The organism is Serratia silvae (assembly GCF_023282985.1).
GTDB lineage: Bacteria > Pseudomonadota > Gammaproteobacteria > Enterobacterales > Enterobacteriaceae > Chania > Chania silvae.
The window spans coordinates 101,290-126,253 of record NZ_JAGQDC010000002.1 but is presented as its reverse complement, the minus strand read 5'-3'; the positions used below and the strand labels follow the sequence as shown (position 1 = coordinate 126,253).

General features: G+C 53.3%; 22 protein-coding genes. 8 read left to right on the top strand and 14 right to left on the bottom strand.

The window, feature by feature from the left end; genetic code table 11:
* Positions 1–2: 2 nt before the first annotated feature.
* The 4 genes from nuoC to lrhA all read right to left on the bottom strand — a co-directional run bounded on the left by nuoC (position 3) and on the right by lrhA (position 4,669).
* The gene (gene nuoC, locus KAJ71_RS02655) at positions 3–1,799 is read right to left on the bottom strand and encodes an NADH-quinone oxidoreductase subunit C/D (RefSeq protein ID WP_283106623.1); all 1,797 of its coding nucleotides are present in this window, start codon (positions 1,797–1,799) and stop codon (positions 3–5) included.
* A 96-nt stretch (positions 1,800–1,895) separates the two neighbouring features.
* Positions 1,896–2,570, bottom strand: a complete 675-nt coding sequence (locus KAJ71_RS02650; RefSeq protein ID WP_248944265.1) for a NuoB/complex I 20 kDa subunit family protein — start codon at positions 2,568–2,570, stop codon at positions 1,896–1,898.
* A gap of 15 nt (positions 2,571–2,585) precedes the next feature.
* Entirely contained in the window at positions 2,586–3,026 is a 441-nt protein-coding gene (locus tag KAJ71_RS02645; protein WP_248944264.1) for an NADH-quinone oxidoreductase subunit A, read from the bottom strand.
* 704 nt (positions 3,027–3,730) lie between these two features.
* Positions 3,731–4,669, bottom strand: a complete 939-nt coding sequence (lrhA, locus tag KAJ71_RS02640; RefSeq protein WP_248944263.1) for a transcriptional regulator LrhA — start codon at positions 4,667–4,669, stop codon at positions 3,731–3,733.
* Between the two features lie 836 nt (positions 4,670–5,505).
* Here lrhA and KAJ71_RS02635 point away from each other — a divergent pair.
* Both KAJ71_RS02635 and yfbR read left to right on the top strand, forming a co-directional pair.
* Positions 5,506–6,720 (top strand): pyridoxal phosphate-dependent aminotransferase, encoded by a 1,215-nt coding sequence (locus tag KAJ71_RS02635; protein ID WP_248944262.1) that lies wholly within the window; start codon positions 5,506–5,508, stop codon positions 6,718–6,720.
* 88 nt (positions 6,721–6,808) lie between these two features.
* Positions 6,809–7,408, top strand: a complete 600-nt coding sequence (gene yfbR, locus KAJ71_RS02630) for a 5'-deoxynucleotidase (RefSeq protein WP_021178529.1) — start codon at positions 6,809–6,811, stop codon at positions 7,406–7,408.
* Positions 7,409–7,526: 118 nt separating this feature from the next.
* Here the strand turns inward: yfbR and KAJ71_RS02625 are convergent, their stop codons facing one another.
* From KAJ71_RS02625 to yfbV, 4 genes are all read right to left on the bottom strand, one after another.
* The gene (locus tag KAJ71_RS02625; RefSeq protein WP_248944261.1) at positions 7,527–9,359 is read right to left on the bottom strand and encodes an SLC13 family permease; all 1,833 of its coding nucleotides are present in this window, start codon (positions 9,357–9,359) and stop codon (positions 7,527–7,529) included.
* 96 nt (positions 9,360–9,455) lie between these two features.
* Positions 9,456–10,112 (bottom strand): sugar phosphatase, encoded by a 657-nt coding sequence (locus KAJ71_RS02620; protein WP_248944260.1) that lies wholly within the window; start codon positions 10,110–10,112, stop codon positions 9,456–9,458.
* Between the two features lie 21 nt (positions 10,113–10,133).
* A complete protein-coding gene (locus KAJ71_RS02615; protein ID WP_021178532.1) occupies positions 10,134–10,628 on the bottom strand; it encodes a YfbU family protein in 495 nt (164 codons plus the stop codon).
* A 304-nt stretch (positions 10,629–10,932) separates the two neighbouring features.
* Positions 10,933–11,388 carry a terminus macrodomain insulation protein YfbV gene (yfbV, locus tag KAJ71_RS02610; RefSeq protein WP_024485138.1) on the bottom strand — a complete coding sequence of 152 codons (456 nt, stop codon included), beginning with the start codon at positions 11,386–11,388 and terminating at the stop codon, positions 10,933–10,935.
* 416 nt (positions 11,389–11,804) lie between these two features.
* Here yfbV and ackA point away from each other — a divergent pair, with 416 nt between their 5' ends.
* Both ackA and pta read left to right on the top strand, forming a co-directional pair.
* The gene (ackA, locus tag KAJ71_RS02605; RefSeq protein ID WP_248944259.1) at positions 11,805–13,007 is read left to right on the top strand and encodes an acetate kinase; all 1,203 of its coding nucleotides are present in this window, start codon (positions 11,805–11,807) and stop codon (positions 13,005–13,007) included.
* Positions 13,008–13,108: 101 nt separating this feature from the next.
* Complete coding sequence (pta, locus tag KAJ71_RS02600) at positions 13,109–15,268, top strand: phosphate acetyltransferase (protein ID WP_248944258.1); 2,160 nt, start codon at positions 13,109–13,111, stop codon at positions 15,266–15,268.
* 96 nt (positions 15,269–15,364) lie between these two features.
* Here pta and KAJ71_RS02595 read toward each other — a convergent pair whose 3' ends face one another.
* On the bottom strand, positions 15,365–16,255 hold the full coding sequence (locus tag KAJ71_RS02595; protein WP_248944257.1) for an SIS domain-containing protein: 891 nt from the start codon (positions 16,253–16,255) through the stop codon (positions 15,365–15,367).
* 394 nt (positions 16,256–16,649) lie between these two features.
* On the opposite strand from KAJ71_RS02595, the gene KAJ71_RS02590 reads away from it, so the two are divergent.
* From KAJ71_RS02590 to rpe, 3 genes are all read left to right on the top strand, one after another.
* On the top strand, positions 16,650–18,254 hold the full coding sequence (locus KAJ71_RS02590; RefSeq protein WP_248944256.1) for a PTS transporter subunit EIIC: 1,605 nt from the start codon (positions 16,650–16,652) through the stop codon (positions 18,252–18,254).
* 78 nt (positions 18,255–18,332) lie between these two features.
* Complete coding sequence (gene rpiB, locus KAJ71_RS02585) at positions 18,333–18,776, top strand: ribose 5-phosphate isomerase B (RefSeq protein ID WP_248944255.1); 444 nt, start codon at positions 18,333–18,335, stop codon at positions 18,774–18,776.
* Complete coding sequence (gene rpe / locus KAJ71_RS02580; RefSeq protein ID WP_248944254.1) at positions 18,773–19,465, top strand: ribulose-phosphate 3-epimerase; 693 nt, start codon at positions 18,773–18,775, stop codon at positions 19,463–19,465. Before rpiB ends, rpe begins: the two co-directional genes overlap by 4 nt.
* A gap of 34 nt (positions 19,466–19,499) precedes the next feature.
* Here the strand turns inward: rpe and KAJ71_RS02575 are convergent, their stop codons facing one another.
* The 5 genes from KAJ71_RS02575 to KAJ71_RS02555 all read right to left on the bottom strand — a co-directional run bounded on the left by KAJ71_RS02575 (position 19,500) and on the right by KAJ71_RS02555 (position 23,543).
* Positions 19,500–20,489, bottom strand: a complete 990-nt coding sequence (locus KAJ71_RS02575; RefSeq protein WP_248944253.1) for a transketolase family protein — start codon at positions 20,487–20,489, stop codon at positions 19,500–19,502.
* Positions 20,482–21,318: a transketolase gene (locus tag KAJ71_RS02570; RefSeq protein ID WP_248944252.1), complete on the bottom strand. Its 837-nt coding sequence runs from the start codon at positions 21,316–21,318 to the stop codon at positions 20,482–20,484. Before KAJ71_RS02570 ends, KAJ71_RS02575 begins: the two co-directional genes overlap by 8 nt.
* Positions 21,315–22,697 carry a PTS ascorbate transporter subunit IIC gene (locus KAJ71_RS02565; protein WP_248944251.1) on the bottom strand — a complete coding sequence of 461 codons (1,383 nt, stop codon included), beginning with the start codon at positions 22,695–22,697 and terminating at the stop codon, positions 21,315–21,317. The genes KAJ71_RS02570 and KAJ71_RS02565 overlap by 4 nt, the downstream gene beginning before the upstream one ends.
* Before the next feature lie 23 nt (positions 22,698–22,720).
* The gene (locus KAJ71_RS02560) at positions 22,721–23,002 is read right to left on the bottom strand and encodes a PTS sugar transporter subunit IIB (protein WP_248944250.1); all 282 of its coding nucleotides are present in this window, start codon (positions 23,000–23,002) and stop codon (positions 22,721–22,723) included.
* Positions 23,003–23,099: 97 nt separating this feature from the next.
* Positions 23,100–23,543 (bottom strand): PTS sugar transporter subunit IIA, encoded by a 444-nt coding sequence (locus KAJ71_RS02555; RefSeq protein ID WP_248944249.1) that lies wholly within the window; start codon positions 23,541–23,543, stop codon positions 23,100–23,102.
* A gap of 376 nt (positions 23,544–23,919) precedes the next feature.
* On the opposite strand from KAJ71_RS02555, the gene KAJ71_RS02550 reads away from it, so the two are divergent.
* Positions 23,920–24,939: a LacI family DNA-binding transcriptional regulator gene (locus KAJ71_RS02550; RefSeq protein WP_248944248.1), complete on the top strand. Its 1,020-nt coding sequence runs from the start codon at positions 23,920–23,922 to the stop codon at positions 24,937–24,939.
* Positions 24,940–24,964 lie beyond the last annotated feature (25 nt).

Genomic DNA, 24,964 nt, shown 5'->3' with positions numbered 1-24,964 from the left:
AGTTAGCGGTCCACATCTGACATTACAAAATCGATACTACCCAGATAGACGATCAGGTCAGAGACCAGGCTGCCACGGATCACCGCAGGGATTTGCTGCAGGTGAGCATAGCTTGGCGTACGTATCCTGGTGCGATAGCTCATGGTGCTGCCGTCGCTGGTCAGGTAGTAGCTGTTGATCCCTTTCGTGGCTTCAACCATCTGGAATGATTCGTTGGCTGGCATCACCGGGCCCCAGGAAACCTGTAGGAAGTGGGTGATCAGCGTTTCAATATGTTGCAGCGTGCGCTCTTTCGGCGGTGGCGTAGTCAGCGGATGATCGGCCTTGAACGGGCCTTCCGGCATGTTGTTCAGGCACTGCTCAAGAATGCGCAGGCTCTGGCGCAACTCTTCCACTTTCAGCATCACGCGGGTATAGCAGTCGCTGTTGCCGTCGCCGACCGGAACTTCGAAATCGAAGTTTTCATAGCCGGAGTATGGACGCCATTTACGCACGTCAAACTCAACGCCGGTAGCACGCAGACCTGCACCGGTCACACCCCATTCCAACGCTTCTTTCGCATTGTAAGAAGCAACGCCGATAGAACGCCCTTTCAGAATGGTGTTTTGCAGCGCGGCTTTCACATAGGAATCGAGGCGCTTCGGCATCCAGTCCAGGAAGTCGCGCAGCAGGCGATCCCAGCCACGCGGCAGGTCGTGTGCCACACCACCAATACGGAACCAGGCCGGGTGCATACGGAAACCGGTAATCGCTTCCACCAGATCGTACACTTTCTGCCGATCGGTAAAGGCGAAGAACACCGGAGTCATGGCGCCCACGTCCTGAATAAAGGTACTGATGTACAGCAGGTGGCTATTGATACGGAACAGTTCAGACAGCATCACGCGGATGGTGTTGACACGATCCGGCACCACGATCCCGGCCAGCTTTTCCACCGCCAGTACGTAAGGCATTTCGTTTACGCAGCCGCCGAGGTATTCGATGCGGTCGGTATACGGGATAAAACTGTGCCATGACTGGCGTTCGCCCATTTTCTCTGCGCCGCGGTGGTGGTAACCCACGTCCGGCACACAGTCGACGATGTCTTCACCGTCCAGCTGCAGAATAATACGGAATGCACCGTGTGAAGACGGGTGGTTCGGGCCAAGGTTGAGGAACATGAAGTCCTCGTTCTCGGTGCCGCGTTTCATGCCCCACTCTTCCGGCTTGAACTTCAGCGACTCCATCTCCAGATCTTCTTTCTGTTTGGTCAACACAAAGGGATCAAATTCGGTGGCACGCGCCGGGTAGTCTTTACGCAGTGGATGGCCTTCCCAGGTCTGCGGCATCATGATGCGCGTCAGATGCGGGTGGCCGTCGAAGGTAATGCCGAACATTTCCCAGGTTTCGCGCTCATACCAGTTGGCATTCGGGAAAATCTTGGTTGCTGTGGGCACGTGCAGGTCTTTTTCAGACAGCGCCACTTTCAGCATGATGTCACGGTTACGTTCGACAGAAATCAGATGGTAGAAAACAGAGAAGTCCGCAGCAGGCAAGCCTTCACGGTGAGTACGAAGCCGTTCGTCCATGCCATGCAGGTCAAACAGCATGACGTATGGCTTCGGTTGTTTTCTTAAAAACGTCATGACTTCCAGCAACTGCTCAACTTTGACCCATACCACGGGCATTCCGGTACGGGTGGGCTGAACAGTAAAGGCTTCCGGCCCAAAACGGTTGCGCAGTTCGCCAATCACCGGATCATCGAGATGATCACGGGTATGCCATGCAGGCAGAGCTTCGTGCGTCGTTAAATCTGTCATAATTTTTTTCACCACACTAAAGGGTTATTTCGCCGCAAGTTCAACTTTTCGCTGTGTTAACCAATAGCGCACTAAGATGGACGTTAAATGAACGTCTTAAATCTCGTCAGGCGACCGAAGGTTGGTTACCGCAATACGCTCGGCGTGCTTACGTTCTTTTTCTGATGGCATATTGGCGCGGTACACGCCCTGATCGCCAACGACCCACGACAGCGGGCGACGTTCTTTGCCAATGGATTCCTGCAGCAGCAGCAGCGCCTGCATGTAAGCTTCCGGGCGCGGTGGGCAGCCAGGGATATACACGTCAACCGGCAGGAATTTATCCACGCCCTGGACGACCGAGTAAATATCGTACATGCCGCCGGAGTTGGCGCAGGAGCCCATAGAGATCACCCATTTAGGCTCCAGCATTTGGTCGTACAAGCGCTGAATTACCGGGGCCATCTTGGTAAAGCAGGTGCCGGCAACGACCATAAAGTCTGCCTGGCGTGGGGAGGCACGTAATACTTCCGCACCAAAACGCGCCACGTCGTGAACGGCGGTAAACGAGGTCACCATTTCCACATAACAGCACGAAAGGCCGAAGTTATACGGCCAAAGAGAGTTTTTACGCCCCCAGTTCACCATGTCATGCAAAGCATGTTCGAGTTTACCCATGTAAACCGTACGGTGAACCTGCTGCTCAAGGGGATCGCCAACGATCTCCTGTTTTTGCAGGGGATAACGGTCGTTCTCACCGTTCGGGTCTATGCGGGTGAGCGTATAGTCCATCTTAATGCCTCGCTGTTACTGCGGATGACTGTTGCTAGCGTTCTTGATGGTACTTGGCTTGCTCAAACGCTTGGAACGCGTTGGAGTCCAATCCAATGCGCCGATACGCACCAGATAAACCAGACCAGCCAATAACACCAAAATGAAAATGGCGGCTTCGATAAAGCCTACCCAACCGCTCTCACGAATCGAGACCGACCAGGCATACAGGTATAAGGCTTCAACATCGAAAATAACGAAGAACATGGCAACCAGGTAGAACTTGGCAGACAGACGCAAACGCGCCGTACCGACCGAGTCGACCCCTGATTCATAGGGAGTGTTTTTGGAGCGAGCCTGGGCTCTCCCACCCAAGAAGAACGCACCCAGCAGCATAAAGCCGCAGAGCCCGATAGCCATGATAAGAAATACGGCGAACGCCCAGTGATGAGCGATGACTTCAATGGTTGTTGACATACTCTATGCTTACTCATCAAAAGTGGCGTCGATCGCTCTGCTCTTGTAACTGGCAGTTAGTGCACCACATCGATTTAAGGGAAGGATAAATAACCACACAAACAGACTGCTTTTACAGAGAGTTAGGCAGTGTTTTACTGTGGGCTTTTTACTCCTTTCTATAACCTTTTGTCAACTTTGACAAAAGTATCCACACATTAATTTACATACGAAGCATTTAATTAACATATGATGCGCTTGGCTTAGGCTAAATCGTGTCAGTTGATTGCTCAACGGAAACAGATAGATATAAACCAACATGCACATTTCACTTTTACTATACCATTCTCTCAGGAATTCCCTGTTGTTCCACTCACTACCTAGGGGTATTTTTTTGATCCAGAACACGTTTTAGACAGAAATCCTCAAAAAAAGTGTGGCGGTTTAACAATTTTTGTCAATTTCAGGTAAAAAAACGTCAGCGTAAAATAGCAAAATAACCCTATCGACTCCAGGTATTTACTCGTTGTTATTACTGCATAAAAAACGAGCAATCCGGGGAGCTGAGGATTTTACCTGCTAGAAACCATGAAGAAATACCCATTTAGCATCGAATTCCCCCTCAACAGGCCGAAATTCATTATTTCCCTTTTTTGGAGCTAAAAAAAAACCTCCGCCGTAGCAGAGGTTTGTCACTTTCAATGCAACCAGCTTAGGGTAAAACGCTACTCTTCGCTATCCGACAGGCTGGAGCCTTCGTCAATCTCCGAAGATTCGCCGCCACCTAAGTGGTAAATCTCACTGCCGCTTTGCACGGCACTGAAGATCGCCATGGCAAGTTCATTTTCGCACTTCATGTCTTTGCACAGCGCATACTGAGTATCAGGAAGATGCGGTAAACCTTCCGCCGATCCCAGAACGCGCAGGTCTGGGCTCATCATCTCGATTGGCCGCACGGTGATCCCCAAACCTGCCCGGCACGCAGCGCGCACCGCAGAAAGCGTAGAGGCCACGTAAGCAATACGCCAAGGAATACCGGCAGCTTCAAGGTGCTTGATCGCCATCGCGCGAAACGGGCTTGGCTCATCCATCACCACCAGAGGGATCGGATCCCCTGCCTGGTAATGGTAATCCGCCGAGCAGTACCACAACGTTGGAGAGGTACGCAGAACGATGTGCGGATGCCCTTCGGTATCCACGGTAGTGATGGCCAGATCCACCTCGCCGTTCTTCAGCATGTCGATCATGAACGGGCTACGCTTCACCCGCACATCAATCGCCAACTTGGGATAGACCGAGGTCACGCGGTTTAGCAAGAAGGGCAGAATGGTATCGGCGGTATCATCAGAAGCACCGATAGTCAGAACGCCATTGATATTGTTGTACATCAAGGAGGCACAGGCTTCGTCGTTAAAGCGCAGGATTTTCCTGGCGTAGCCGAGAAGCTGGATACCGTGTTCGGTTAACAGCTTATTGCGCCCATGACGGGCGAACAACTCTTTGCCAACCAATTGCTCTAACCGCTGCATTTGTTGACTGACTGCGGACTGAGTACGACAAACGGCAACGGCAGCCGCCGCAAACGTATTCAAATCAGCAACAGCAACAAAGGTTCTTAGCAGATCGAGGTCGAGATTAAGTATCGGACGATTTGCACTTGTCATAGTGTTTTCTTCACTTTTTAAATTCTAATTTACAAACTACCCTGGTGTATTTCTAAGACGCAGCTGAAAAGGACATGCGCCACTTATGACAGTACCCCACTCATTAGAAGAGGGCAAAAAAATTACTTATGTTTCGTTATCTGCATCGCTTTTTATCCATGACCTATCTCAACGGCTTATTGATAGTGGTGAAAATTACGACGAAAAGTGCTAACCCTTATAAGATTTGATAATCCTATGGGATCAGACGCTCTCCTTCACCTCCCGGTTACCTCGATCTCTACTCGCCAGAGACCATGACAGTGTTGTTGTTTTCTGTACGAAATATTAACAACTCTCCGTATATTCAGCGATTCATCGATTAGGGAATTTAATAAATTCAAGCGGTAAGACTTTTGATTATTAAATTGCACCAACGATTACTTAAATAAAATTTAAGTTAATTGCTGAAGTGGACCTAATGTACTTGTACTTCAACTCAGTGTGGTATTGCCAGTACAAACAAGAAACCAGAATAATCCCATATTACTATGCTTAAGCGGCTTTGGTGTTTTTCTGACGTTTGGCGTCCCCCTTTACCGGTTAACTGATAAAAAACCCTTACGTGACACGCACTTTTGTCGGCATATAAACCTTAAAACAACGACACATTCAGATTTAAACACTAAAAAAACCACCAGTACAGACAGTTATTATCTTAAAACCCGATTTTTGCCGTTCGTTTTCACCAAAGCAGTGTATAACCCTTCAAAAGCCCGGCCTCCAGGAGTACATTGGACGGATTGCGGTGTTCCACGGTAGGAACGACCCTATCTTAGCAAAAGGCTCAACTTTCTATGTCCCCCATTGAGAAATCCAACAAACTGGACAACGTCTGTTATGACATTCGTGGCCCGGTACTCAAAGAAGCTAAACGTCTTGAAGAAGAAGGCAATAAAGTCCTCAAACTGAACATTGGCAACCCTGCCCCGTTCGGCTTTGAAGCCCCCGATGAAATTCTGGTCGACGTGATCCGCAATCTGCCAACGGCACAAGGCTACTGCGATTCCAAAGGACTTTACTCGGCACGCAAGGCGATCATGCAACACTATCAGGCGCGGAACATGCGTGACGTGACCGTTGAGGATATCTACATTGGCAATGGCGTTTCTGAGCTGATCGTGCAATCCATGCAAGCGCTGCTGAACATCGGTGATGAAATGTTGGTGCCTGCGCCAGACTATCCGCTGTGGACCGCCGCCGTGTCGCTTTCCAGCGGCAAGGCCGTGCACTACATGTGCGACGAAGAATCTGGCTGGTTCCCCGATCTGGACGATATTCGCAGCAAAATCACCCCACGCACTCGTGGCATAGTGATCATCAACCCTAATAACCCCACCGGTGCGGTCTACAGCAAAGAGCTGCTGGAACAGATCGTCGAGATCGCCCGCCAGCATGACCTGATCATCTTTGCCGACGAAATCTACGACAAGATCCTCTACGATGAGGCTGAGCATCACTCGATCGCTGCGTTGGCCCCGGATCTGCTGACTGTCACCTTTAACGGCTTGTCCAAAACCTACCGCGTTGCCGGTTTCCGTCAGGGTTGGATGGTACTCAACGGGCCGAAGAAGCATGCCAAAGGCTATATTGAAGGGCTGGAGATGCTGGCGTCCATGCGTCTGTGCGCCAACGTGCCCATGCAGCACGCGATCCAGACGGCGCTGGGGGGTTACCAGAGCATCAGCGAATTTATTCAGCCTGGTGGGCGCCTGTATGAACAACGCGACCGCACCTGGGAGCTGCTAAACCAGATCCCTGGCGTTTCCTGCGTGAAACCTCAAGGTGCGCTCTACATGTTCCCACGCATAGACGCCAAGCGCTTTAACATCCGCGACGACCAGAAGCTGGTGCTGGATCTGCTGTTGCAAGAGAAGGTGTTACTGGTGCAGGGCAGCGCGTTCAACTGGCCTTACCCAGACCACGTACGTATCGTTACCCTGCCCCGCGTGGATGAACTGGAAATGGCGGTGGGCAAACTGGGCCGCTTCCTGGAAACCTATCACCAGTAATTTTGCCGGGCGCGGTTCGCTGCGCCCGTTTCTCTGATTGGCACTGACGCAGTATACTGCGCTCCTACAGACCCAAAGAGAAAACACCATGAGCCAGAGCCACTTCTTTGCCCACCTGTCCCGTTTGAAACTGATTAGCCGCTGGCCACTGATGCGCAATGTGCGTACAGAAAACGTTTCCGAACACAGCTTGCAGGTCGCCTTTGTCGCCCATGCGCTGGCAGCAATCAAAAACCGCAAGTTTAACGGCAACCTGAATGCCGAACGCGTGGCGTTGTTGGCAATGTATCACGATGCCAGCGAAGTGCTGACCGGTGATATGCCCACGCCCATCAAATATTACAACCCGCAGATTGCCCACGAATACAAAAAAATCGAGAAGATTGCCCAGCAAAAACTGCTGGAAATGCTGCCGGAAGAGTTACAAAACGATTTCCGTTCGATCCTGGATGAACACCATCACAGCGAGGACGAAAAGCTGATCGTCAAACAGGCCGATGCGCTATGCGCTTACCTGAAGTGTCTGGAGGAGCTTTCGGCAGGGAATAATGAGTTCAAGCTGGCTAAAGCACGCCTGGAGAAGACGCTGCAACTGCGCCACAGCCCAGAAATGGATTATTTCATGCAGGTATTTATCCCAAGCTTCAGCCTGTCGCTGGATGAAATCAGCAGCGACTCACCAATGTAAACGTAACGTAGAGCCAGGTATCTTCGTACCTGGCAGGCTGAGGTAGCGACTTAATCGTAGTCTCAAGAAGAGATAAAGCGCCCTTTCTTAATCCTGATATAAAACGCAAACTGTGTGCTTAAAACGCATACAACCAAGGCACCAGGAGTACGCTGACAATCATCACCAGCACGGTGAACGGCACCCCAATTTTCAGAAAATCGCCAAACTTGTAGTTTCCTGGCCCCAACACCAGCGTATTGACCGGCGATGACACCGGCGTCATAAAGGCGGCGGAGGCGGCAATCGCGATAATCATGGCAAACGGATAAGGCGAAACGCCCATTTCACGGGCCGCGGCGATGGCAATCGGTGCCATCAATACCGCCGTGGCGGTGTTGGAGATAAACAGCCCTATGGTGGCACAAAGGACAAACAGACAGGCCAACATGACGTGCGGCCCGGCGTCACCGGCAACGTCCATCAACCCACGGACGATCAGATCTACCCCGCCCGTTTTCTGCAACGCTTGGGCAAAGGGCATCATACCGACGATCAAAATGATGCTCGGCCAATGGATCGCCTTATAGGCACTTTCCATATCGATACAGCGAAAGCGCCCCATCAACAGGCAAGCGATCAGCGCGGCAATCGGATTCGGGATCTCGTCGGTCAGCATCATCGCCACCATCAGCGCCAGACAGAAGAGCGCATGGGGTGCCTGGGTGATAGCCGGTGCCACTTCGTCCACTTCGGCGGGCAGGTTCAAGACGATAAAGTCATGGGTTTTGGCCTGCAACTGGCGGATCGCTTTCCAGTCGCCGATCACCAATAGAATGTCCCCCAGGCCCAGAGGTTCATCCACCAGCTTGCCTTGCAGAGTTTCACCATTGCGACGGATGCCGACCACGTTGAGATCGTAACGGCTACGGAAAGTGGCATCGCGCACACTTTTCCCTAGCAGGGCCGACTCAGGAATTAACGAAACTTCGGCCATGCCCACGTTGCGCGATTGTTCGGAGAAATATTCCCCCCGCAGCACCATCGGCTCAAGTTGTTGCTCACTACAGAACTGACGCAGATCGATATCGCAATCCGTCATGTCGATCAGCAGTACGTCCCCTTCGCGCAGTTCCGTGCTGCCAAAGGCGCTGATCATCACCCGGCGAAAACGCTTCCATCGCTCGATGCCGATCACGTTGGCGCTGTAACGCGCACGCAAATGCAGTTCATCCAGCGAACGGCCAATCAGTAGCGAACCGCTACGTACCGCCAAACGACGCGCACGCCCGGTGAGCTTATAGTCGCGGATTAAATCGCGGAAAGTCCGGCGCTCCCAAGCCGACTTGGTCTTGGTGCCGCCACTGTCGCCGAGCCAGCGGCGCGCAATCAGCATGTACCCCACGCCCAACAGCAACACCACCAGGCCAATTGGCGTGACGCCAAAGAAACCGAAACCGGCGATACCTTCACGCACCAATTCGCTGTTGACCACCATATTCGGCGGGGTGGCGACCAGCGTCATCATGCCGCTGATCAAACCGGCAAAGCTCAGTGGCATCATCAGCCGCCCCGGGGAGATTTTCATGCGCACCGCGACGCTGAGCACCACGGGGATGAAGATGGCCACCACTCCGGTCGAGCTCATAAAGGCCCCCAGTCCGGCGACGGTAAACATCAGCAGCATCAACATTTTGGTTTCACTGCTGCCCGCGACTCTCACCAACCAGTCGCCAACCTGATAGGCCACCCCGGTGCGCACTAGCCCTTCGCCAATGACGAACAGGGCAGCAATCAAAATCACGTTAGGATCGCTGAAGCCAGCCGTTGCCTCTTGTAGACTCAAGGTTCCACTGAGCACAAACGCGATGATCACCAACAATGCCACCACATCCATGCGTAGCTTATTGGTAGTAAACAGCACAATGGCTATTAACAGTAAACTCAAAACCCAAAGTAATTCGCTGTTCAAAACGGCCTCAATCTGCGGTGATCCCGGCATAAGAAATTAGCATAAAAAAACCCCGCCGATGCGGGGTCTAATCAAATTGGGGTAACAAAGTACAGATTAAGCAATAAGTTCGATGACTGCACCCTGTTCGGATCGGATTATCTTGAGCTGCTCCAATGAGGAGAGGATCAGATCCACCTGGTCCAGTTTCGGTGCGTCTGCCGGTGCATTTACCGCAATCACCTGGCAACCGGCAGCCAAACCGGAAAGGATCCCGGCAGGAGCATCTTCCACCACCACGCAGTCCTGCGGTGCCAGCCCAAGGCCTTTTGCCCCTAACAGATAGGCATCTGGATGCGGTTTACCCTGTTTGACCCGCTCACAGGTGATAAACACCTCAGGAAGCGGCAACCCACCGGCAAGACGGCGTGCATTAGCCACCGGCACGGAACCCGAGGTGACGATCGCCCAAGGTATCCCCAGCGCATTGATCCGCTCGAGCAGGGCCGCTGCACCTGGCAGGGCGTGGACGCCGTCGGTATCCTCGGCTTCCACCTGCTCAAGCAATGTGAACTCATGCTGCAGCTCCGCTTCGGTAGCATTCGGCATAAAATGGCGCAGCGAGGTGATCGCCTGTTTTCCGTGGATAAAGTCCAGCACCTCTTGCGGGCTAATGCCATGGCGTTCTGCCCAATGCGTCCAGGCTCGCTCTACCACCGGTAATGAATCAACTAACGTTCCATCAAGATCGAACAGAAAACCCTTACACTCCACGGGAAACCTCTCTACGTTTAATCAGGCATTGATGATTTGCGCAATCTCGACGGCGCTCAGATGATACTGGCGTGGGCAGGATAGCCAGATACTCAGCATGCGCTGGTATTTTTCCCACATTTTGGTTTGGGCGTTAAAACCGTGGCTGCCAGAATCGAAATGAGTATACCGCCCTTCCGTGTTCACCAGGAAACGCACATAGCTCAGGTAACGCGCTTCGGTTGCCGCATCAAAACCAAGGAATGCCAGGCGACGCGCATCCAGCCCCTGCCGATCCTTGAGGTTCTCCCAGGAAACCTGGAGAGCATGGTGCATTTCCATAATGTTGATGATGGTGCGGCACACCTCTTCGCTCATCTCACCAAAATCTCGATCCAGCTCGCGCATTTGCAAACCAAAACCACGCTCAATGATCGTCTGCAAGCGACGGTAGCGCTCCGCATTGTCCGGATCGAGCATGGTCATCATCTTGTATTGATTCGACAAAATCAGCCGTTGGGCGTGGGTCATTTCCATTTCATAGTCCTCAGTTCTGCAAATTAACCAGAGCATCGCATGACTTCAGCATGGCGTGGAATCACAACTGTACCTTTCTTTGATTTGAACCGGGTTTATACCCGTCGCCTTTCAAGTTGTAGCGTTGTTACCTGCACTCTTACTAAACGTAAGCTCCTGGGGATGAGTAAGCTTGGCGCCTAGCCACAACTTGAAATTCATAGGGTATAACTGTGCTAATCAATTGGTTCCAAGTGATGACAAGATCAATAGGGAGAAAATTAATGAGGTAATGGCAGGCCGGAAAGATCCGGCCGATTGATACTCAGAGATCGTCAAGGAAGGTTTTGTCCAACTGCTTGAAGGCACGTTTCAGCACGTCCGCCAACGCCTGGTAGGTGGGTGTCCCTTCAACGGGAGCAATCGCCTGCCCGGCTTCTGCCAGCTTGTTACGAACCTCATGGAACCATTGCAGCAAGGTTGGTGGTAGCGGTGTTACCGAACGGCGGCCCAGCCACCACAGCCCCTGCATCGGCAGGCTACAGGCAAACAGCGCGGTGGCAATCGCCGGGCCAAGTTGGCCGCCGAGCGCAATCTGCCAGGTTAGGGTAAAAATCGCCAACGGTGGCATAAAGCGAACAGCAAAGCGGGTAGCGCGCGCCACGCGATTCTCTGGGAAAAGCGGTGCCAGCCGTTTGTCTGCTGGCCAGGTTTTCATGTAATGCTGCCCGCGCTGGAATATCTGAAACCAGCTTACGGAACCGGATGGTCTGCTCGTCATTGCGCACCTCAACTTCACGTATAAAAGATAAATTATTCTTGCAAACAAACTAACAAAAAAGTTGAAGCTTTAAATTTATTTTGTGTTTGTGCCGGGCTATCGGTATCCTAAGCCGGCCTTGTGCCGGTAGAAGATGACAGAAGATTTGTCAACTTTTAGCCCTATCTCCCTAATTCTGCCAGCGGCAACGCCGTGAGCGGCCTAAGTGGGGCTAGGAAGCGGTAAAAATCAGGATCGCTTAAACCGCAGAGAAATCATCGGTTTTTTCATCATCACGTCCTTTGTATCACTGACATGATGTTAATCATAAATGTCAACGGCATTATGCGCTACGCTTGTTGTCTGATTGACGTTTTATTCACCACGTGTTTTTGGGTCTTCCTTAATACCAACACGAACTATAAATAGGTACTTCCATGTCGAGTAAGCTAGTACTGGTCCTTAACTGCGGCAGTTCTTCCCTGAAATTCGCCATCATTGATGCAACCAACGGTGAAGAATACCTCTCTGGCCTGGCCGAGTGCTTCCATCTTCCTGAAGCCCGTATCAAATGGAAAATGGATGGCGGTAAACAAGAAGCGGCACTGGGTGCCGGCGCAGCGCACAGCGAAGCGCTGAACTTCATTGTTAATACTATTCTGGCACAAAAACCAGAGCTTTCTGCCCAGTTGACCGCTATCGGCCACCGCATCGTGCACGGCGGCGAGAAGTTCACGGCTTCTGCCGTCATCAACGACGAAGTCCTGCAGGGTATCAAAGATTCGGTACCTTTTGCACCACTGCATAACCCGGCTCACCTGATCGGTATTGCTGAAGCGTTGAAATCCTTCCCTAATCTGGCTGATAAAAACGTTGCCGTGTTTGACACTGCGTTCCATCAGACCATGCCGGAAGAATCCTACCTGTATGCCCTGCCGTACAACCTGTATCGCGACCATGGCGTTCGTCGCTACGGCGCACACGGCACCAGCCACTTCTACGTGACGCAAGAAGCCGCGAAGATGCTGAACAAGCCGGTTGAAGAAGTTAACGTAATCACCTGCCACCTGGGTAACGGCGGTTCCGTAACCGCAGTACGCAATGGCAAGTGTGTTGACACTTCCATGGGTCTGACCCCGCTGGAAGGCCTGGTCATGGGTACCCGTAGTGGTGACATCGATCCGGCCATCATCTTCCACCTGCACGACGCAATGGGCATGAGCGTTGACCAGATCAACAAGATGCTGACCAAAGAGTCTGGCCTGCTGGGCCTGACCGAAGTCACCAGCGACTGCCGTTACGTTGAAGATAACTATGACACCAAGGCCGATGCCAAGCGCGCCATGGACGTCTTCTGCCACCGCCTTGCCAAGTACATCGGTGCTTATAGCGCCCTGATGGAAGGCCGTCTGGATGCCGTGATCTTCACCGGTGGTATCGGTGAGAACGCCGCGATGGTGCGTGAGCTGACCCTGGACAAACTGGGCCTGCTGGGCTTTGAAATCGATCACGAACGCAACCTGGCTGCCCGCTTTGGCAAATCAGGCAACATCACCAAAGACGGCAGCCGCCTGGCACTGGTGATCCCGACCAACGAAGAATTGGTCATCGCGCAAGACGCTTCCCGTCTGACCGCTTAATGCTCATCACACCGTCAGCCCAGGCTGGCGGTGTTGTTTTGAGCCAGTCATCTTTGTCTGCGCCCCCGTTGCAGGCAGAAAACCGTGAAGAGGACTATTCTGTGTCACGTACAATTATGTTGATCCCCACAGGCACCAGCGTCGGTCTGACCAGCGTCAGCCTGGGTGTCATCCGCTCCATGGAGCAAAAAGGCGTTCGCCTGAGCGTATTCAAACCTATTGCCCAACCGCGTACCGGCGGCGACTCCCTCGACCAGACCACCACCATCATCCGCAGCAACTCGACCATTCCGGCGGCCGAACCTCTGCGTATGAGCTATGTTGAGAGCCTGTTGAGCTCCAACCAGCAGGACGTGCTGATGGAAGAGATCGTGGCCCGTTACCACGAAAACACCAAAGACGCAGAAGTGGTGCTGATCGAAGGCCTGGTTCCTACCCGTAAGCATCAGTTCGCCAACTCGCTGAACTACGAGATCGCCAAAACGCTGAACGCAGAGATCGTCTTTGTGCTGGCACTGGGCAACGATTCTCCAGCCCAGTTGACCGAGCGCATCGAACTGGCTCGCTCCAGCTTCGGCGGCAGCAAGAACAAAAACATTACCGGCGTGATCATCAACAAGCTGAACGCTCCGGTAGACGATCAGGGCCGTACTCGCCCAGACCTGTCCGAAATCTTTGACGATTCCACCAAGGCCAGCGTAGCCAACGTCGATCCTGCACAGCTGTTCGCCAACAGCCCGCTGCCGGTGTTGGGTTGTGTACCATGGAGCTTCGATCTGATCGCTACCCGTGCCATCGATATGGCCCGCCACCTGAAGGCGCGAGTGATCAACGAAGGCGACATCATGACCCGCCGGGTGAAATCTGTGACCTTCTGTGCGCGCAGCATTCCGCACATGCTGGAACACTTCCGCCCAGGTTCCCTGCTGGTCACTTCTGCCGACCGTCCAGACGTGCTGGTTTCAGCTTGCCTGGCCGCGATGAACGGCGTGGAAATTGGTGCCATCCTGCTGACCGGCGGCTACGAGATCGATGCCTCCATCAACAAACTGTGTGAGCGTGCCTTTGAAACTGGCCTGCCGGTGTTCATGGTTGACACTAACACCTGGCAGACCTCGCTGAGCCTGCAAAGCTTCAACCTTGAAGTGCCTTCAGACGATCACCAGCGTATTGAGAAAGTACAGAACTACGTGGCCAGCCACATCAACGCCGATTGGATCGAGTCTCTGACCGCCACTTCTGAGCGTTCACGTCGTCTGTCCCCACCGGCGTTCCGTTATGAGCTGACCGAACTGGCGCGCAAAGCAGGTAAACGCATCGTGCTGCCAGAAGGCGACGAGCCACGTACCGTGAAAGCGGCGGCCATCTGTGCCGAACGTGGTATCGCGGAATGTGTGCTGCTGGGTAACCCGGAAGAGATCAAACGCGTTGCCGCCGCGCAGGGCGTTGAGCTGGGTAAAGGCATCGAGATCGTCGATCCGGTTGCCGTGCGTGAACTCTATGTGCCGCGTCTGGTTGAGCTGCGCAAGAGCAAGGGCATGACCGAAGTGGTTGCGCGTGAGCAGTTGGAAGACAACGTGGTTCTCGGCACCCTGATGCTGGAGAAAGGCGAAGTTGACGGCCTGGTTTCCGGTGCCGTTCACACCACCGCCAATACCATCCGCCCACCGTTGCAGTTGATCAAAACCGCACCGGGCAGCTCCCTGGTTTCTTCCGTGTTCTTCATGCTGCTGCCTGACCAGGTTCTGGTCTACGGTGACTGCGCGATCAACCCGGATCCAACCGCTGAACAGCTGTCTGAAATCGCCATTCAGTCTGCCGATTCCGCAGCCGCATTCGGTATCGAACCGCGCGTAGCGATGATCTCTTACTCTACCGGTAATTCCGGTGCGGGTAGTGACGTTGAGAAAGTACGTGAAGCGACCCGTCTGGCACAGGAAAAACGCCCGGATCTGATCATCGATGGCCCACTGCAATATGACGCAGCGATCATGGCCGACGTGGCCAAATCCAAAGCGCCTAATTCGCCAGTAGCCGGTCAGGCGACCGTGTTCATCTTCCCGGACCTGAACACCGGTAACACCACTTATAAAGCGGTGCAGCGTTCTGCTGACCTGGTATCTATCGGGCCAATGCTGCAAGGCATGCGCAAGCCGGTAAACGACCTGTCCCGTGGTGCTCTGGTTGACGATATCGTCTATACCGTAGCCCTGACGGCGATCCAGTCGGCTCAGGCTGATGCACAGGCAGCTAAAGCCTGATGAGACAAAGGTGCCACTACGGCACCTTTAGCCTCTGGTAATACCCATAACGGCTCGGTGATCATCACCGGGCCGTTTTATTTTTGGCGTCACCAGCTAGCTTTTCTTGCCGTGTAACGGCTCCACTACCTGGATCCCCCGCTCCAACCGCTGCTTGTTCCCTTGATAATCCTGCAGCAAGATGGCAATAAACAGCGTATCCAGCAGGTTAAGTTGAATGATCCTCGCGACCGCATTCTGCCCCAGTAGCGGACCACTCATGGCCGGGCTGAAAATCGACAAATCCGCACACTGCGACAGCGGCGAGGCATTATCGTTGGTGATGCAAATTACCTTGGCCTGGCGCGCATTGGCAATTTCTACCGCTTTCAACAGTTCGCGCGTCTCCCCTGACTGAGAAATCACGATCACCACATCCTGTTCGTCCAACTGGCTGGCCACCATCAACATCAGGTGGAAGTCGCTATAGCTGTGGCTGATGATACCGATACGCAACAGCTTGTGTTCAAAATCCAGGCATACCGACGCCGAGCCACCCACACCTAAAATCACCACCCGCCGAGCACGATAAATCAGGCTGGCAGCCTGCCCAATCACCTGGGTGTCAGCTACCGACTGCGCTTCCTTCAGCACCTGGATACTGTTACTGAACACCTTATCCAGCACGGTATCCAGATTGTCATCAGCGGTAATCTCTTCCTCTTTCTCGTAGGGCAGAAAATTGAAATAGCTCACCAACGCGCTGCGCAGTTCGCGAAAACCGGAGTAACCAATTTTCTTGGCAACCTTGACAATCAAAGGTTCCGAGACATCGAGACACCCCGCCACTTCACGCAGCCCGGTATCTTTCGTGATGTTTCCTTTGGTGATCAGCCACTCAACGATACTGCGCTCAGTCGGATTCAGCGAAGAGAGTGACATCTTGATTTTGGCCCCGATGGCCAGTGCATTTTCGGTATCCGGTAATGCTTCCCGCTGATTCGCCATTTATCCCCGCCGCCGTATTTGTCGATATTTGCCAGTAGTTTATCACAGCCTCTCAAGGGACATGAATCCCTATCTGTGCATTCACAGCAATAAATTCACAACAATTAATCATATTGTGAAATTTTCGTTACCCTACAAAGATATCAGCATCGGTCACCGCTTGCATAACCCGATGTTGCAACCCTCAGCAACCACCCGCAGATACTGAAAACCACTTAATATTCACAAAAAAATCAGTTTTTGTGAAGTTGATCTCTTTAGGCTATTGCATTAGCGATAACTTCACATCAATAATTAAATTCGTGAAGTTAATAATATGCCGGTTCAGGATGAAGCTACTTTGCTCCGGGCAAAAAACCACTAAGCGATACCAGATCTGATTTGAGGGAACACTATGAAATCGTCATTCTTCGGTATTCTTCAGCGTATAGGGCACTCTTTTATGCTGCCTATAGCCCTGCTCCCCGTCGCCGGGTTGCTGCTGGGCATTGGCGCGTCATTTACCAACGCCACCACCATCGAATCCTACGGCCTGCAATCCCTGTTGGGTGACGGCACGGTACTTCACGCATTACTGACCGTAATGAAAAGTGCCGGTAGCGTCGTCTTTTCCAACCTGCCGATGCTGTTTGCCATCGGCGTAGCAATGGGTATGGCCACCAAAGAGAAGCAGGTCGCCGCCATCTCCGGTGCCGTCGGCTTCTTTGCCATGCACGCCACCATCAACGCAATGCTACAACTGAACGGATTATTGGCCCCTGGAACCTTGCCAGACGGATCGCTGGGCATGAGCGTGGGGATTAATTCACTGCAAATGGGCGTATTCGGCGGGGTGCTGGTTGGCCTGGGCGTTGCCGCACTGCACAATCGTTTCTACCGGGTCGAGTTGCCAGCAACGTTTTCATTCTTCGGCGGCACCCGGTTTGTCCCTATCGTTACCGCGTTGACCTATGTGGGTGTGGGTATTCTGATGTTCTATATCTGGCCAACCATTCAGGACGGGATCATGCATCTCGGTGGGTTGGTCAACCGTGCTGGTTATGCGGGTACCTTTATTTACGGCTTTATAGAACGTGCGCTGATACCGTTCGGCCTGCACCACGTGTTCTATATGCCGTTCTGGCAAACCGGACTGGGTGGCACCGAAATTATCGACGGTATCTCGGTTTCCGGTGCGCAAAACATCTTCTTTGCCGAACTGGCCAGTCCGAACACCAAGGAGTTCTCGGTAGAGGCCACCCGCTTTATGGCCGGTAAGTTCCCGTTCTATCTGTTTGGTATCCCAGGGGCCGCCTTGGCTATCTACCACTGTGCCAAACCCGAACACCGAAAACTGGTGCTGGGCCTGCTGCTGTCCGCCACGCTGACCGCCGTATTAACCGGGATCACCGAACCTATCGAGTTCTCATTCCTGTTCGCTGCCCCATTGCTGTATGTACTGCACTGCGTGCTGGCAGGCCTGTCGTTCATGCTGTGCCACATCTTCAACGTCGGCGTGGGGCAAACCTTCTCCGGCAGCCTGATTGACTTCGTGCTGTTCGGGGTGCTGCAAGGCAACACCAAAAGTCATTGGATCAATGCCATCCTGATCGGCATCCCTCTGTTCCCGATTTACTACTTCAGCTTCCGCTTCCTGATCCTGCGCTTCAATTTCAAAACGCCAGGACGTGAGGACGAAGGTCAGGAAACCAAACTCTATACCCGTAAAGACGTGGAAGCCGCCAAAGGCAGTGCTGCGCAAGCAGGCGGTCAGAAAACCGATCAGGTGTCCGAGCTGATTGTGGCGGGCCTGGGTGGCAAAGCCAACATCACTAATATCGACTGCTGCGCCACGCGACTACGCATCACCGTCGCCGATGAAAATCTGGTTGACGATAACCTGCTGAAAAGCTCAGGAGCACGGGGCGTGATCCGCAGAGGCCAAGGGATACAGGTGATTTATGGCCCGCATGTCACGCTGATTAAGTCGAATCTGGAAGACTGCCTGCAAGGCGTTTAACGACTCAAATTACCCATTATCAATGCATTACTGTGAATTTATCGCTGCCAGACCGGCAGCGATAACAGAGGACAAAAGATGAAAATTGCCATTGGCTGTGACCATGTAGGGATCATTTTAAAACCGACCATTATCGAGCACTTGGAGGCGAAAGGGATCACCGTGATCGATAAAGGTGCCCATGGGGAACAACGCACCGACTACCCGCTGTATGCCAAAGCCGTTGCCGATGCGGTGGTTTCGCAAGAGGCCGATCTTGGCATCCTAATCTGTGGTTCGGGTATCGGCATCTCGATTGCCGCCAACAAGGTCAACGGCATCCGCGCAGTGGTATGCAGCGAGCCTTACTCAGCCAAACTGTCCCGCCAGCACAATAACACCAATATTCTGGCCTTCGGCTCACGGGTCATCGGTGCCGAATTGGCGAAAATGATCGTCGACGAGTGGCTTAACGCCCAGTTCGAAGGGGATCGCCACCAGAAACGCGTGGAAATGATTGCCGCGCTGGAGACCCAACCATGAACAACACATTCTGCCCTTCATTGATGTGCGTAGATTTCTCCCGTCTGGCCGAAGAGCTTGCTGAACTGGAAGCGGCTGGAGCAGCCATGTTCCATATCGATATCATGGACGGTCATTTTGTCCCCAATCTGGCGCTGGGGCCGGAAGATATCAAAGCCGTCGCCAAGTTGGCGAAGATCCCTTATGACGCCCATCTGATGATGAGCAACCCGGACGCGTATATCGACAAGTTTGCCGATCTGGGCTGCAATATTATCTATGTACACGCCGAAGCCCCAACGCATCTGCACCGCACCCTGAGCAATATCCGCCAGCGCGGCGTCAAAGCTGGCGTGGCGATCAATCCTGGTACCCCCTTGAGCTACCTGAGCGAAGTGCTTGATGTGGTTGATGTGGTTCTGGTGATGTCAGTCAATCCTGGCTTTGCCGGCCAGCCATTTATCCACAATGCCATCGATAAAACCCGGCGGTTGCGCCAAATGCTGGGAGAGCATCACAGCGCAGCAAAGATCGCCATTGATGGCGCTATCTCGCCTGACATCGTCAAAGCATTGGCCGCAGATGTGGATATGTTCATCCTGGGCACCGCCGGGTTGTTCCGCAAAGAGATGGACTATCAGCAAGCAATGCAGATATTGCAGGAGCAGGCTCGGTTGGGGGAACAAAACACCGAGCAATACACCGCCTGATGCCCTCACCCTCACCCACAGGGCTGTCTCTTAATCAGATCTCCTGATCAAGAGACAGCTGTGGGTGAGGGGTCAACAACTCATCCGCCGCCGCCACAATATGCGCCGCCGTCAGGCCATACTCCTGCTGCAAGAACTCCTGCGTGCCCACTTGCCCATAGCGGCCTTTCACCCCCACCCGCCGCATCGGTACCGGGCACTCTTCCACCAGCACCTCCGCTACCGCCGAGCCAAGCCCGTTATGAATGCTGTGGTTCTCGCAGGTGACGATCCTGCCGGTTTTCGCCGCAAAGGTTTTGATGATTTCACGATCGATAGGCTTGAGCGTGAACATATCAATCACCGCCGCGCTGATGCCACGCTGTTGCAGTTCCTGCGCCGCCTGCAACGCTTCGGCGACCATAATGCCGTTGGCGATCAGCGTAATATCGCTGCCGTCACGCAGCAGATTAGCCTTGCCGATGGTGAAACGATAGCCTGCGGGATAAATGCGTGTCGCTTGCTTACGGATGGTTCGCACCCAGTAGAAGCCTTGTAACTTCACCAGTTGCTGCAAAATATCCTGGAACATGGTGGCATCGGTCACTTCCAGCACCACCGAATGCGCCAGGCCGCGCACGATCCCCATGTCTTCAAACGACATATGCGTGCCCCCGTTATGACAGGCGCTGACCCCGGCATCGGAAGCGATCACCTTGACGTTGTTGCGCTGATAATCCAACGACATAAACAGCTGATCAAAACAGCGGCGGCTGGCAAAAGCGGTGAAGGTGTGGACAAAAGGTACCCGCCCGGTCAACGACAAACCAGCGGCCACGCCAATCACATTGGCCTCCATGATGCCGCAGTTGATGACCCGCTCCGGGTGATCCTTATGTACGCCATCCATCGCCATCGAACTCATCAGATCGGCTTCCAGTGCGATCACCGGCGTATCTGCTTCGGCCTGTTGGCGGATCACGCTGGCGTACACCTTGCGCATTTCTACGGCGTCTTTTTCCAACGGCATTTCCAGGTTAAACATAGGCGGCCTCCAGTTCGGCAATGGCCTTTTCGATTTCGCTACGAACATCTGGCGTTAAGCGCAGATGATGTGAGTTTTTCAGGTTCTCCAGATAAGCCACGCCCTGCCCCTTGAGGCTATCGAGGATCACCACCAATGGCCGTTGCTCTCCACTGCGCTCCGGCAATACGGCATCACGGATCGCCGCAATGTCATCCCCACGAACGGTTTGCACCTCAAAACCAAAGGCGCGGAATTTACCGGCCAGATCGAAGGGTTTGATCACCTCATCCAGCGTGCCGTCCAGCTGCTGTTTGTTGTAATCAATAAACAGCGTCAAATTATGCAAGTTGTGGTGAGCGATAAACTGGAAGGCTTCCCAGCATTGCCCTTCGTTCAGTTCCCCATCCCCCAGGATGCAGAATACCCGGTTGCTGCGCTTTGCCAGTTGGTGTGAAAGCGCCATACCGGCAGCGATAGAGACCCCCTGCCCGAGCGATCCGGTGGTGGCATCCACTCCACGGGTTAGCAAACGGTCTGGGTGGCTCGGCAACCGGGTGCCATTCTGGTTGAGCGTTTGCAGCTGTTCCAACGGGAAATAGCCCTTAAGCGCCAGCACGCTATAAAGCGCCGGGCCTGCATGGCCCTTCGACAGCACGAAATAATCGCGCTCAGGCCAATCCGGGTCACCCGGATCGATACGCATCACTTCGCCGTATAACACCGACAGTGTTTCAACCACCGACATACAGCCGCCGTAATGGCCAAACCCCAGCCCAGTGAGTGCCTTCAGCGTTTCCAGACGGATCGCCCCGGCCAATTGCGTCAAATCAGTCACGGTGTTGCTCATGAACTTTCCTCCTTATTTCTGGCTGGGGCATCTTTGCGTTTCCCCAGGAAGTTATGCGCGACCAGCAGGCCAAAGATGGCGACAATCGCGATCATGATCATTTCTTTGGTCAGGAAGCGCGCCATATTGCCCAACACGATCCCCACCACGCCGAAGTCCGTATCGGAGAAGGTGGTGTTGGCAAAACCCAGCGCGCCCAGTACCGGTAACAACAGCACCGGCAGGAAGGTAATCAACAGACCGTTGGCAAATGCCCCCAGCATGGCACCGCGCCGCCCGCCGGTCGCATTGCCGAACACCCCGGCAGTGGCCCCGGTGAAGAAATGCGGCACCACGCCCGGCAGGATCAGCACCATCTTCATTTGGCCGAGCAAGAACAGACCGGCCAAGCCACCCAGGAAACTGAACAGGAAACCAATCAACACCGCATTCGGGGCATAGGGATAGACCACCGGGCAGTCCAGCGCCGGGCGGGCATTAGGAACCAGTTTTTCCGAGAAGCCGGTAAAGGCCGGGACGATCTCGGCCAGGATCAGACGCACCCCTTGCAGAATGATGAACACCCCGGCGGCAAAAGTGATCGCCTGAATAATCGAGTACACCAGGTAGTTCTGCCCGCCACTCAATTGGCTTTCGACGTAATCCTGGCCCGCGCAGATAGCCAGGATCAGGTAGATCACGATCATGGTCATCGAGATGGAAATCGAGCTGTCACGCAGGAAGCTGAGGTTTTTAGGTAAATTCATCTCCTCGGTGGAACGCGAATTTTTCCCCACCTTGGAACCGATCCAACCGGAAAGGACATAGCCCAAGGTGCCGAAATGGCCAAAGGCAATGTCGTCGTTGCCGGTAATGCGGCGCATATAGCGCTGGGCAATCGCCGGGAAGAACGCCATCACCAATCCCAGAGTCAGCGCTCCGGTGAACACCAGCTGTACGCCCTCAAAACCAGCCACGGTGAGGATGATGCCGATCATACAGGCCATGTAGAAGGTGTGGTGCCCGGTCAGGAAGATGTATTTCAAGCGGGTAAAGCGGGCCACGATGATGTTGGCCACCATGCCAAACGCCATGATCAGCGCGGTGGAAGCCCCGTATTTCTCGAGTGAGATAGAGACAATGGCTTCGTTATTGGGAATAATTCCCTGAATATTGAACGCATGCTCAAACATGCCGCCCAATGGATTCAGCGAGCCGACTAATACCGTCGCCCCACCGCCCAGCACAATAAAACCCAGAATGGTTTTAACCGTACCTTTGACCACGTCAGAAAAAGATTTCTTTTGTGCCAATAGACCAATCAAGGCAATCACCCCGACCAATACCGCCGGGACCTTTAATATATCAACCACAAACCTGAGCGTTTCCTGGATAAACATATCCACCTCGCCAATGGGTTAGATTAAATAATGGAGTGGGCTGTGAAGTAAGCATGCAGCTTGGCTTCAAGCTCATCAATATCAATGATATTGCTGATCACCACCAGTTGGTCGGCTGGCACACTGGCGCTAGCGGCAATATCTTTCGCCATCACGAAGATGTCTGCCGCACCCGGCGTTGCCGAGGAAAGATCAGAGTGTTCAACCTCCGCCTTAATATTCATTTTTTTCAGCACTTTCTTGATGTTCATTTCCACCATAAAACTACTGCCCAATCCTGAGCCACAAATAGCCATGATTTTCATTATTCTTACCTGCCAAATTTTATGTGTAGGATAGCGTCACCCGATATCTATCGGATGCTGAGTATTATCAAAAGTTGCGGGTATAACCGGTTAGAGATTAATAATTGGCGATAACATCCTCAATTTGCCGTTTGGTTTGCGCCAGGAACAGTTTCTCCATGGCTTCGCTATCAGAAAATAACTCGGCCAGCTGCGAGATCATTTCAATGTGGCTACTGCTATCTGGAGCGGAAAGCATCACCACGATGAAAACCGGGTCGTTATCTTCTGACTGAAAATGCACGCCCTGATTTACCTTCAATAGCGAAAGACCGAGCGCTTTGGCGCCCTCCTCCGGCCTGGCATGGGGCATCGCGATACCGGGTGCCAACACAAAATAGGGCCCTAGCGCCTGATATTGGCGAAATATGGCCGTCAGGTAATCGGCGGTGATCACACCGCGCTGCAGCAGCGGCTGGGCACTCAGCGTGACCGCCTCCTGCCAGTCGGTAACCTGATCGCACAGTTGAATGTGGTCGGCGTTCAACCAGTCGTTGAGCACATCTCCTCCTTATGGGTTTTCGCCCTTAAGCCGCCAGAATTTCCGAACCGTAACGGGACGAAATCTGTTGGCTATGGATCGTTTGATGGCGCGTGGCCGTCATGAAATAGCCCGGCGACGGTAAAACTTTAATCAACGTGCCGTGGTTAAACTGTGACTGAGCACACAAAGATAGCGCTACCAAAAATCAATCATTCAGATCTGTGATAGCGCTATCAAAACTATCGAGGATGAAACATGGTGGCTCAGTTTTTTTATCGATCACCAAAGGAACGGGGTAGAATGAACGCAGAAGCGGGAACATCGAACCCCAGTAATGGGTTTCAACCCATGAGCTCATTTATGCGTTATGCGCGCATTTCAGTCAGGATCAGCAATGTCGATCGGTAGAAAACGACGCAGTACCGGCCGGGTAACCCTAGCCGACGTAGCCCAATTGGCGGGCGTGGGCACCATGACCGTCTCACGGGCGCTACGCACGCCGGAACAGGTTTCAGATAAGCTGAGAGAAAAAATTGAGGCGGCGGTCAGTGAGTTGGGTTATCTGCCTAATCTGGCGGCCAGTTCGTTAGCCTCGGCGTCTTCCTATACCATCGCCATGGTGGTGCCGAGTTTTTCCGAGTCCGGCTGTGCAGATATGTTTGCCGGGCTACAGCGGGTATTGCAACCGGCGGGTTACCAGATCATGCTGGCCGAGTCCCAACATCATATTGAGCGTGAAGAAACGTTGCTGGAAACCCTGCTCTCTTACAACCTGGCGGCCGCCGTGCTGTTAAGCATTGAGCATTCCGAAAATACCCGTCAGGCGTTAACCGCAGCCAATATTCCGGTGGTTGAGATCGGAGCAATCCGCACCGATCCCATCGACATCAACATCGGCATCGATTACGTCGCCGCCATGTATCAGCTCACTCAAACCGTGATTGCCAGCGGGTATCAGAATGTTGGCCTTCTGTGTGCCAATCAGGAGCAGTGGATTTTCCAACAGCATCTGCAAGGCTGGCACAAAGCGCTACTACAAAACCACATGTCCCCACATCGGGTGATTAATGCCGCGCAACCCGCCAGTTTCAGCCTCGGTGCCCAGCAATTGCCGGAGTTTTTACTGGCTTGGCCGGAGTTGGATGCCTTGGTCTGTGCATCTGATGAACTGGCCTGTGGCGCACTGTATGAGTGCCAGCGGCGGCGGATCAAGGTGCCGGAACAGTTGGCGATCGTGGGGTTTGGCAATAGCGAAGTCAGCCAGGTCTGCCAGCCACCGCTGACGACCATGACCGTACCGCATAAAGAGATTGGTATCCAGGCAGGTAAGGCATTGTTGGCACGCTTGAACGATCAACCCTGGCTGCCCGAAGGGTCGATTCCGTCTACACTATGCCGTCGCAGCAGTTGTTAGCTTGGATGATACCGGGAACGCGCTG

Bases quoted from the DNA above. Each gene is read 5' to 3' on its own strand.
- KAJ71_RS02645 (WP_248944264.1), bottom strand. From the start codon at position 3,026: ATGTCAACAACCATTGAAGTCATCGCTCATCACTGGGCGTTCGCCGTA.
- KAJ71_RS02595 (WP_248944257.1), bottom strand. From the start codon at position 16,255: ATGGCGAATCAGCGGGAAGCATTACCGGATACCGAAAATGCACTGGCC.
- KAJ71_RS02590 (WP_248944256.1), top strand. From the start codon at position 16,650: ATGAAATCGTCATTCTTCGGTATTCTTCAGCGTATAGGGCACTCTTTT.
- yfbV (WP_024485138.1), bottom strand. From the start codon at position 11,388: ATGACGAGCAGACCATCCGGTTCCGTAAGCTGGTTTCAGATATTCCAG.
- lrhA (WP_248944263.1), bottom strand. From the start codon at position 4,669: ATGACAAGTGCAAATCGTCCGATACTTAATCTCGACCTCGATCTGCTA.
- KAJ71_RS02560 (WP_248944250.1), bottom strand. From the start codon at position 23,002: ATGAAAATCATGGCTATTTGTGGCTCAGGATTGGGCAGTAGTTTTATG.
- KAJ71_RS02565 (WP_248944251.1), bottom strand. From the start codon at position 22,697: ATGTTTATCCAGGAAACGCTCAGGTTTGTGGTTGATATATTAAAGGTC.
- KAJ71_RS02635 (WP_248944262.1), top strand. From the start codon at position 5,506: ATGTCCCCCATTGAGAAATCCAACAAACTGGACAACGTCTGTTATGAC.
- yfbR (WP_021178529.1), top strand. From the start codon at position 6,809: ATGAGCCAGAGCCACTTCTTTGCCCACCTGTCCCGTTTGAAACTGATT.
- rpe (WP_248944254.1), top strand. From the start codon at position 18,773: ATGAACAACACATTCTGCCCTTCATTGATGTGCGTAGATTTCTCCCGT.
- nuoC (WP_283106623.1), bottom strand. From the start codon at position 1,799: ATGACAGATTTAACGACGCACGAAGCTCTGCCTGCATGGCATACCCGT.
- rpiB (WP_248944255.1), top strand. From the start codon at position 18,333: ATGAAAATTGCCATTGGCTGTGACCATGTAGGGATCATTTTAAAACCG.
- KAJ71_RS02550 (WP_248944248.1), top strand. From the start codon at position 23,920: ATGTCGATCGGTAGAAAACGACGCAGTACCGGCCGGGTAACCCTAGCC.
- KAJ71_RS02575 (WP_248944253.1), bottom strand. From the start codon at position 20,489: ATGTTTAACCTGGAAATGCCGTTGGAAAAAGACGCCGTAGAAATGCGC.
- KAJ71_RS02615 (WP_021178532.1), bottom strand. From the start codon at position 10,628: ATGGAAATGACCCACGCCCAACGGCTGATTTTGTCGAATCAATACAAG.
- KAJ71_RS02650 (WP_248944265.1), bottom strand. From the start codon at position 2,570: ATGGACTATACGCTCACCCGCATAGACCCGAACGGTGAGAACGACCGT.
- ackA (WP_248944259.1), top strand. From the start codon at position 11,805: ATGTCGAGTAAGCTAGTACTGGTCCTTAACTGCGGCAGTTCTTCCCTG.
- KAJ71_RS02570 (WP_248944252.1), bottom strand. From the start codon at position 21,318: ATGAGCAACACCGTGACTGATTTGACGCAATTGGCCGGGGCGATCCGT.